General features: G+C 46.4%; 5 protein-coding genes. All 5 read right to left on the bottom strand.

Going from position 1 to position 7,643, the window contains the following annotated elements:
* Positions 1 to 167 precede the first annotated feature (167 nt).
* The 5 genes from AB4114_RS25115 to AB4114_RS25135 all read right to left on the bottom strand — a co-directional run bounded on the left by AB4114_RS25115 (position 168) and on the right by AB4114_RS25135 (position 6,883).
* Positions 168 to 905 (bottom strand): peptidoglycan DD-metalloendopeptidase family protein, encoded by a 738-nt coding sequence (locus tag AB4114_RS25115; RefSeq protein WP_441990904.1) that lies wholly within the window; start codon positions 903 to 905, stop codon positions 168 to 170.
* 82 nt (positions 906 to 987) lie between these two features.
* Positions 988 to 2,034 carry a stage II sporulation protein D gene (gene spoIID / locus AB4114_RS25120; RefSeq protein ID WP_441990905.1) on the bottom strand — a complete coding sequence of 349 codons (1,047 nt, stop codon included), beginning with the start codon at positions 2,032 to 2,034 and terminating at the stop codon, positions 988 to 990.
* A gap of 517 nt (positions 2,035 to 2,551) precedes the next feature.
* Entirely contained in the window at positions 2,552 to 3,871 is a 1,320-nt protein-coding gene (gene murA, locus AB4114_RS25125) for a UDP-N-acetylglucosamine 1-carboxyvinyltransferase (RefSeq protein WP_171633436.1), read from the bottom strand.
* Between the two features lie 197 nt (positions 3,872 to 4,068).
* The gene (locus AB4114_RS25130) at positions 4,069 to 4,329 is read right to left on the bottom strand and encodes a DUF1146 family protein (RefSeq protein ID WP_235549894.1); all 261 of its coding nucleotides are present in this window, start codon (positions 4,327 to 4,329) and stop codon (positions 4,069 to 4,071) included.
* 19 nt (positions 4,330 to 4,348) lie between these two features.
* Positions 4,349 to 6,883, bottom strand: a complete 2,535-nt coding sequence (locus AB4114_RS25135; protein ID WP_441990906.1) for a S8 family peptidase — start codon at positions 6,881 to 6,883, stop codon at positions 4,349 to 4,351.
* Positions 6,884 to 7,643: the final 760 nt, after the last annotated feature.

Genomic DNA, 7,643 nt, shown 5'->3' on the forward strand with positions numbered 1-7,643 from the left:
AAGCTCATTTCCCATATTTATTTTCAAAATAATCAAAGAAAATCAGCTTTAGACGCGTTTCCGGGTCAAATGTTCAATAAAAATGTGAAAAAGCAGCAGGTATATACCCGCTGCCGTTCACTGTATGTAGGCCTTAGCCTCATGTATCGTAATGCTCGAAATGCTGCTTATTGCTTCACGTTCAAGAGGGTTTCTGGGTTAACGGCTGCATTGTCGCTAACTTGACGTACTTCAAAGTGTAAATGCACGCCATCTTCCTTCTCGAAATCGTTGCTGCCAGCTTTGGCGATGATATCGCCCTTCTTCACTTCTGCACCTTTCGTTACCTTCACGTCAGATAAGCTTTGGTAAATACTGATCAACCCGTTACTGTGTGTGATCTCAACTAGCTTACCAACAACAGGGCTTTGCTCAACCGCTGTAACTTTACCACCCAGTGCCGCTAGAACATCAAATGCTGAGCCATCTTTGGCTTTCAAGTCAATTGCTGTGTGCGGTGTCAGTTGATCGAGGTATTCGATCATTGCCGCTGCTTTCACATCATTGGATGCATTCGTGTCATAGTAAGGAATTGCCACTTCGACAGCAGCTCTGTCTTTCACAGGCCATTGCATGGCTTCCGTGGTTCCATTAACCGCGATAGCCCCATCATGTGGTGCTTTCGGATTATCGGTTTGTTCGCTGCTGCTAACCTTAAGACCTGGATCATCTAGGCTGACTGTTTTCGTTCCTGCTCCCTGGTACACCCACATTAAGGTTAAGATAATTGCTGCTGCTGCCACATACGTCGCTGGGAATACCCATTTCTTAGCAAGCAACCTCTTCCATGCAGATGTTGGACCTTGTGCTCCTTGAACAGTTTTAGGAGCTTCTTCTTTCTGAAAACCTTTGTTATTATCACTCATGGTTATCACCTCATCAACCATTCTTGACACTTTACAAGGTTTTATACTTACAGAAAGATATTTTTATAGAAACATTAAAAGTTTATGATTTGCCCAGAAAAGAAGCTGCATTTTCAATAGAGATGCCCGTGTAATAATAGGTTACGATCTCCTCCGCGGTTTTCCCTTCTTTCGCCATACCATTGGCGCCCCATTGACTGAGACCTACTCCGTGGCCGTATCCGAACGTAGTAATCGTGATTTGAGAGCCCGCCCATTTCCAAGCGAATTGAGAGGATGCTAGACCTAGCTTCTCTCTTACTTCGCGTCCTGAGAATACCTTGCCTCCTATCGTCATGCTTTTAATACGATGTCCAGTAGACCAAGAGAGTACTTTCATGCCCTTGGCACTGGTATCTGTCGTTGAGATACTAGCTACACCTAACTTCTGAAGCATCGTCTTATAGCTGATCGTGACACTTTCTTGATAGCGAGAGGAGAGCTTAATATCCCACGGACTGGGCACGCTGCGTAAATAAGGGCTTGCGAACGGCCAATATTCTTCTGAATTCTCGGTATACCCATTGCTTGTTGAGAAAAAAGTCGCGTTGATCGGTACATGCCCATACGTAAGTATCTTATCTTTGGTCTCATTGACGGCTCTATCAATCTTGGCCATATTCGTTTCGTACTTATTCTTGTCCCACTTCGTTCGAAGCTCTTGATCCGTTAGATAGGCCTGATGGGCTGTCGTGTCTGTCACTAGTGCATCATTCACGGGCATATTGCTATGATCCTTCTCTATGACTCTACGCACAACATAGGTTCTTGCCGCCATCGCTTGCGCTTTGAGTGCCTCTAACTCAAAATCAACGGGCATTTCGGCAGCCAGCACACCTCTTACATACTGTTCAAGTGGAACGGTTTGCACGATTTCCTGCTTCGTCAAATACACGGGAATCATCAACCCTTGCCCCGCGCTAGTCTCTTGCAAAGTTGTGCCTTCAATGGGGTTCGGGTACACCTCGTCGGTCGGAATCTTCTTGACTAGCAATCCAGGCACGATGATAGTGACACACAACATGGAAGATAAGCAAACAGTCATCCACAGGATGACTTCTTTTCTGAGCACGCGTTTCTTTTTAAACATATGTCTGAGCAGCCTCCATAAGCGCGTTTACTAGCAGCAATTTTGGTATGTCTTAGCTTATGAGAGGGGTTGCTAGAATAGAACACGAACGAGGCTGGGAAGTAGTTGATAGGCATCTGATATGCTCTCCTTGTCGGCTGCGGGTTAACTGGAAAACATCCATCTATTTTCGCTGGGAAGGCCCGAAATCTCCAAATAGATGGAAAACTTACAGGTAAATCACCTCAATCGGCTATATTAGTAAAATCTCGCGAAATTAACTACAGGAAATCCAGTTAGTTCATACTAAGCGAGAAAAGTGGTGGAATTAACTGTAGTTTTTACAGTTAAACATGTGAGAGGGTTACTTTACATGCCATAGAAGCAGGAAGAGAGGATAGGAGTAGCGTAAAATCTAGCTTCGGGGGAGGTGTAGAGATAGACGTAGAAGTAGGTGTGAAAATAGAGGTCAAGTTAAGTATAGGAGTTAATTCAAAAAAAGAACCATCAGGTTCATTCCCTGATGATTCCTCTTGTCTTACGCTAGCGTCGGCTGGATATTGAAAAATCCAAGCTCTGCCACTTCTTGCTCAATTTCTTGTGGGACTGAGCGATAAATATCGGCACCTAGTTCACGCAGGACGTCGGTGATATCGACATAGCCACGATCAATGTGGTGAACACCCGTGATCTCCGTCTCACCCTCAGACGCTAATGCCGCGAGAATGAGCGCTGCACCAGCGCGCAGGTCTGTTGCACATACCTTGGCACCACGCAGTTTGGAATTACCGCTTACGATCGCTGTGCGACCGTCCACTTTAATGTTTGCATTCATATTCGCGAATTCTTCTACATGCATGAAACGGTTCTCGAACACCGTCTCCGTTACAAGGCTCGTTCCGTCCGCTACCATCAACAGTGCCATCATTTGCGACTGCATATCGGTTGGGAAGCCTGGATACGGCAACGTTTTCACGTCTACCGCGCGCAACGGGCCTGTAGCTCGAACGCGAATGCCGTTCTCATCTTCCTCGATCGTAACACCCATTTCCTGCATTTTGGAAATGACAGGACGAAGGTGGTCACCAATCGCGCCCTCCATATACAGCTCACTGCCTGTAATGGCTGCAGCGATCATGTATGTACCGGCTTCTACGCGATCTGGGATCACCGTATGTACGCAACCACGAAGCTTCTCTACACCCTCAATACGAATAACACCCGTTCCCGCACCGCGGATCACAGCGCCCATCGCATTCAGATAGTTAGCTAAATCAACGATTTCCGGCTCTTTTGCCGCATTTTCAATCGTTGTCGTGCCTTCTGCAAGCGTTGCAGCCATCATAATGTTCTCGGTTGCACCTACGCTGGCGACATCCAAATAAATCTTGGCACCCTTCAGGCGCCCTTTCACTTTGGCTTCGATATAGCCTTGACCTAGTTCAATATCGGCACCCATCGCTTCAAAGCCTTTGAGATGCTGGTCAATCGGTCTTGTGCCAATCGCACAACCGCCTGGAAGCGAAATTCTCGCTTGACCCAACCTAGCTAACAAAGGACCCATAACGAGGAAAGAGGCTCTCATTTTACGGACTAGATCATAGGAAGCTTCACAGGTATTAATCTGCCCAGCTCTTACTCGAATCACCTGACGGTTATATTCGACTTCAATTCCTAAGCTTTGTAATACTTTATTAATGACTAGCACATCGTCAAGGGGAGGCGCATCATGGATGACGCTTTCACCTTCCGACCCCAGAATGGAAGCCGCAATAATCGGCAGTACCGCATTTTTTGCTCCGTTGATTTTTACATTGCCAGCTAGCTTTCGGCCACCGCGGACGATAATTTTGCTCATCATGGTCCCTCCGCGCACTTATTTTAAAAGACAGGTTTTGCACATTTCCTAAGTTTATCATTTGGAGCCACATAGATACAACTGTGTTCTTTTGGCAGTCAGAGATGCCCTACATAGAGTTCGAAGCGTCATGTGATTTTCATTCCGTTCTATATCCATTGTTGACAACAAACTTCTGCATTATTCGGAAAATCGCATTAAAACATCTTGCTGAAGCTCATCGAGAGACCTAAATACTGAATGAAAAACCCTGCAACCAGCTGCCCGAGTCCGATCGAAAGTAAAATTTGCAGCATAATCGCTTGTGCGCCTTTGGGGCTTCGCAGCAAAACATCAAAGCGGAACGCTTGCAGCGACCACCATGCCAACCCAATGCAAAGAATATAGACAGCTATACTAGCCATATTCATCCACGACGCATATTGCGCCACTTCACTCCATTTGTCCGTCTCGCCCATAGGTCACTCCTCTTCGATTTTACCGATTTACGACTCTAGCCAGCAAAGTTACAAATTCAGCCCGTGTTGCCTGATCTTCTGGATGGAAGGTACCATCGGGAAATCCGCTGACCCAACCATCTGCCGCCATCTGTTTGAGGATGCCTAAACCCCAGTAAGATTCACTTACATCGCTAAAAGGTGTATTGCCTCTCAGCTTCCCTGTCATATTCATACTGCGCGCAAGCATTTGCGTCATTTCCATACGGGTTAGCTTGCCATCCGGGTTAAACGTTCCATCCGGGTAACCATCTACGATAGAGGCTTGAACGGTTTTGGCTATATCCGCGTAAGCCCAGTGTGAAACGGCCAAATCGCTGAATCGCAAATCCTTGCGTTTCGATAAACGCAAGGCACGGGATAGCACGGTAGCTGCTTCAGCCCTTGTAATGGATTGATTCGGTGCAAACCGATAATCCCCGTAGCCGCTAATCATCCCTTGCTCGGTAAGCTGGCTAATGGCATCTTGTGCCCAATGTCCAGCAATATCAACATAACCGCTGACCAGTCCATAACTATTCAACTGCAAGCGATACATCTGACTCATGAACCACTGATTCGCCTGGAGTTTAATATAATACGTCCCTTCGGGCAATGGCTTCTCGAAATTAAGCTGACTCGAACCACTTTCACTACGATAGGTGCCTTGTTCCTGTAACGAATTATTATACAACGTAGCATACAACGTACGTGAGGTAGGAATATTCGTCAATCTGATTTGGGCCAGACTATCGGAAGTCAATCGGAACTCGAACCAATCAACATCTTCATTTTTACTAAAAACACCTTCATACCCTGCATTCATCGCAGCAAATGTAGCTTGATACGATTTGTCATTCGGCTCGTTTGCGTCAATCAATTTAGGTGTATATTCAATCTCTAACGTGTATTCACCCGTAATCGGTCCGGTATAATCCTTCACATTACTAACACGAATATAATATTGGCCAGGCAGTACTTCCATCTGGGAACTCACTTCTATACCGCCATCGCCAGCCTGATCGATCGTCGTCGACTTCTCCCCCTCTTTCTGGAAAAGAAGCATAGGATCGATCCGCCCCGTATCCGTCGATAGTCTAAGGCGCATCGTGCCCGAGTGTTCAAGCGTCATTGCGAACCAATCGATGTCGTCTGTTTTATGAAACGTACCTCGAATGGTCTGACTGCGTTCTGGCAATGTAAAAGCTTTATACTGCTTATCATTATCCTCAAAAGGATCCGTATAAATCACAAAATCCGTTCGCAACGTGTAATTAAGCAGGGTCTTGCGTGCTCGATCAACATTCTCCAACTGCACATAAGTAATGCCTTTGGTCACAGCCACAGTGAACGACTGGTTTGCTACAGCATCTCCACTAGCCGCGACAAAGCTCTGTCCGGAATCAAAATTCACACGAATACCTGCGCCGTCCTCGGGCTGTACCACTAACTGAATATAGCCGTCGTAAGCTGCATCAATCGCATACCAATCCTGATCCTGCCCAGAGCTGAGGTTCGCTTTGACTAGCGTATGATTAGGAAGCGAAGCAGCCTGACTTACAACATCATTCGGCTCGAAGCGATCTTGCTTATAAGGCTCCGTCAGTGCCTTTTCGATATTCAATAAGCCGTAACCCGTCTTAGCGTCCCACCCTTTGGACATTAAGTCCGTGGCTGTTTGCTCGATCTGTGAACGCACCTGATACGCCGACATTGCCGGATATTTCCCCCAGACCAGCGCAGCTGCAGCTGCCACTTGCGGCGCAGCCATTGAGCTTCCATCTTGGTACTGGTAGCCACCGCCAAGCGCCGTCGTATAGACGTCCCAAGGCGCCATAATGTCGAGCTCTGGGCCGTAATTCGATCGTGGATCAGCCTGTTTATTGATACTCACACCGCCAACAGAAAGTACAGTCGGATACGCCGCGGGGTATTTCACACTCGTGCTTTCATTACCAACAGCGGCGACGAGTAAGACATTACGGTCCTCTGCGTATTGCACAATACCTGCCAGATAATCCGAGTATTTGTTCAATCCCAAGGAAAGGACTACGATTTTCGCCCCATGGTCCACGGCATATTTAATGCCTTCACCCAGCTTGGCTTCGCCGCCAGTTCCATCTGCTTCAAGCGCCTTGATTGGCATAATTCTGGCATTAGGGGCAATTCCCGCGATGCCTTTATCGTTATTAATCGTAGCGGCAATCAAGCCAGCTACGTTCGTTCCATGTCCATTATCATCAAAAGGCTTCTTCGAAGCCTGCAGCAAGTTCACACCATCCACTAAATTGCCAGTTAAATCTGGATGTCCAAGGTCAACGCCTGTATCAACCACGGCGACGATGATCGGCGTACGGGCATCACCTGCCGCAGCCCATGCTTGATCAACGCGAATCATATCCAAATAAGTTTGCTTCACTCTCATGGGATCAGAAGACACAGCATAAGCCGCATCTACGTTAGGCACGAAACCCGTTAGTCCTAGGACTAGCATTGTCATCAATATCATGGGGCCTACGTATCGAAAATATGTCATCACATCAGGTCCTTTATCCCAAAATAAATCTCTTTGTCAGTTACTTATATATCTATACCATATTAAACATCTTCTCGATACCTATAACGGTTCAACTTCGCAAAAAGTTCAGATCTTACAATAAATTTTTAAAGTATTTTTTGGGAGTTGGTCAATGACTGATTTAATTGATGTGTACAAGTGGGGGACGATGGACCTATCAACCTTTATTTCCGGGGAAAAGAGGTGAAATCGATGGCAAATGCCTTTGGGCCAATAACTCCAAAAATTGGGGCAAAGTTAAGTGCTCATTACGGCGCACGGGATGCGAGTATGAAATGCAAAACACGGAATCTCGGCGCTCGGACGGCGTTGGTGGTGGTGCGGGTGGTGTAGTGATTGTGGGATGGGTGCTGATGGGGGTGATGGGGACGTCGGTGGTGGTGGGCTGGGGACTGGGGGAGATGCTTAGCAAGGTTTGGAAGGTCTCATGCTCTACACATTTGTATTAACTGGAAAATGTACAGCTATTTAAGTGAAATTTCCTCTGAAACTTGATTTAACTGTATAACATGTAGTTAAAACCGCCTGTTTTGTTCAGATTGGGTGGATTGATCAAAATTAACTGCAGGTTTTCAGGCTGTCGAGTAAAGCGCTTTCATGAAACTTTCAATACCCTCCAATTTGCTTTCCACGCATATTTACATGCAATAAAAAAGATCCCCCTTTTGTTTGCGCACTTCGCAAGCTGTCGGGCGATCTTTTTTATGTTTTGTGCTAC

The organism is Paenibacillus sp. 2RAB27 (genome assembly GCF_052115445.1).
Lineage (GTDB): Bacteria > Bacillota > Bacilli > Paenibacillales > NBRC-103111 > Paenibacillus_E.

What these genes read in the sequence shown, in the direction of transcription:
- AB4114_RS25130 (WP_235549894.1), bottom strand. Translation starts at nt 4,329, where the DNA reads ATGGGCGAGACGGACAAATGGAGTGAAGTGGCGCAATATGCGTCGTGG.
- AB4114_RS25135 (WP_441990906.1), bottom strand. Translation starts at nt 6,883, where the DNA reads ATGACATATTTTCGATACGTAGGCCCCATGATATTGATGACAATGCTA.
- AB4114_RS25115 (WP_441990904.1), bottom strand. Translation starts at nt 905, where the DNA reads ATGAGTGATAATAACAAAGGTTTTCAGAAAGAAGAAGCTCCTAAAACT.
- murA (WP_171633436.1), bottom strand. Translation starts at nt 3,871, where the DNA reads ATGAGCAAAATTATCGTCCGCGGTGGCCGAAAGCTAGCTGGCAATGTA.
- spoIID (WP_441990905.1), bottom strand. Translation starts at nt 2,034, where the DNA reads ATGTTTAAAAAGAAACGCGTGCTCAGAAAAGAAGTCATCCTGTGGATG.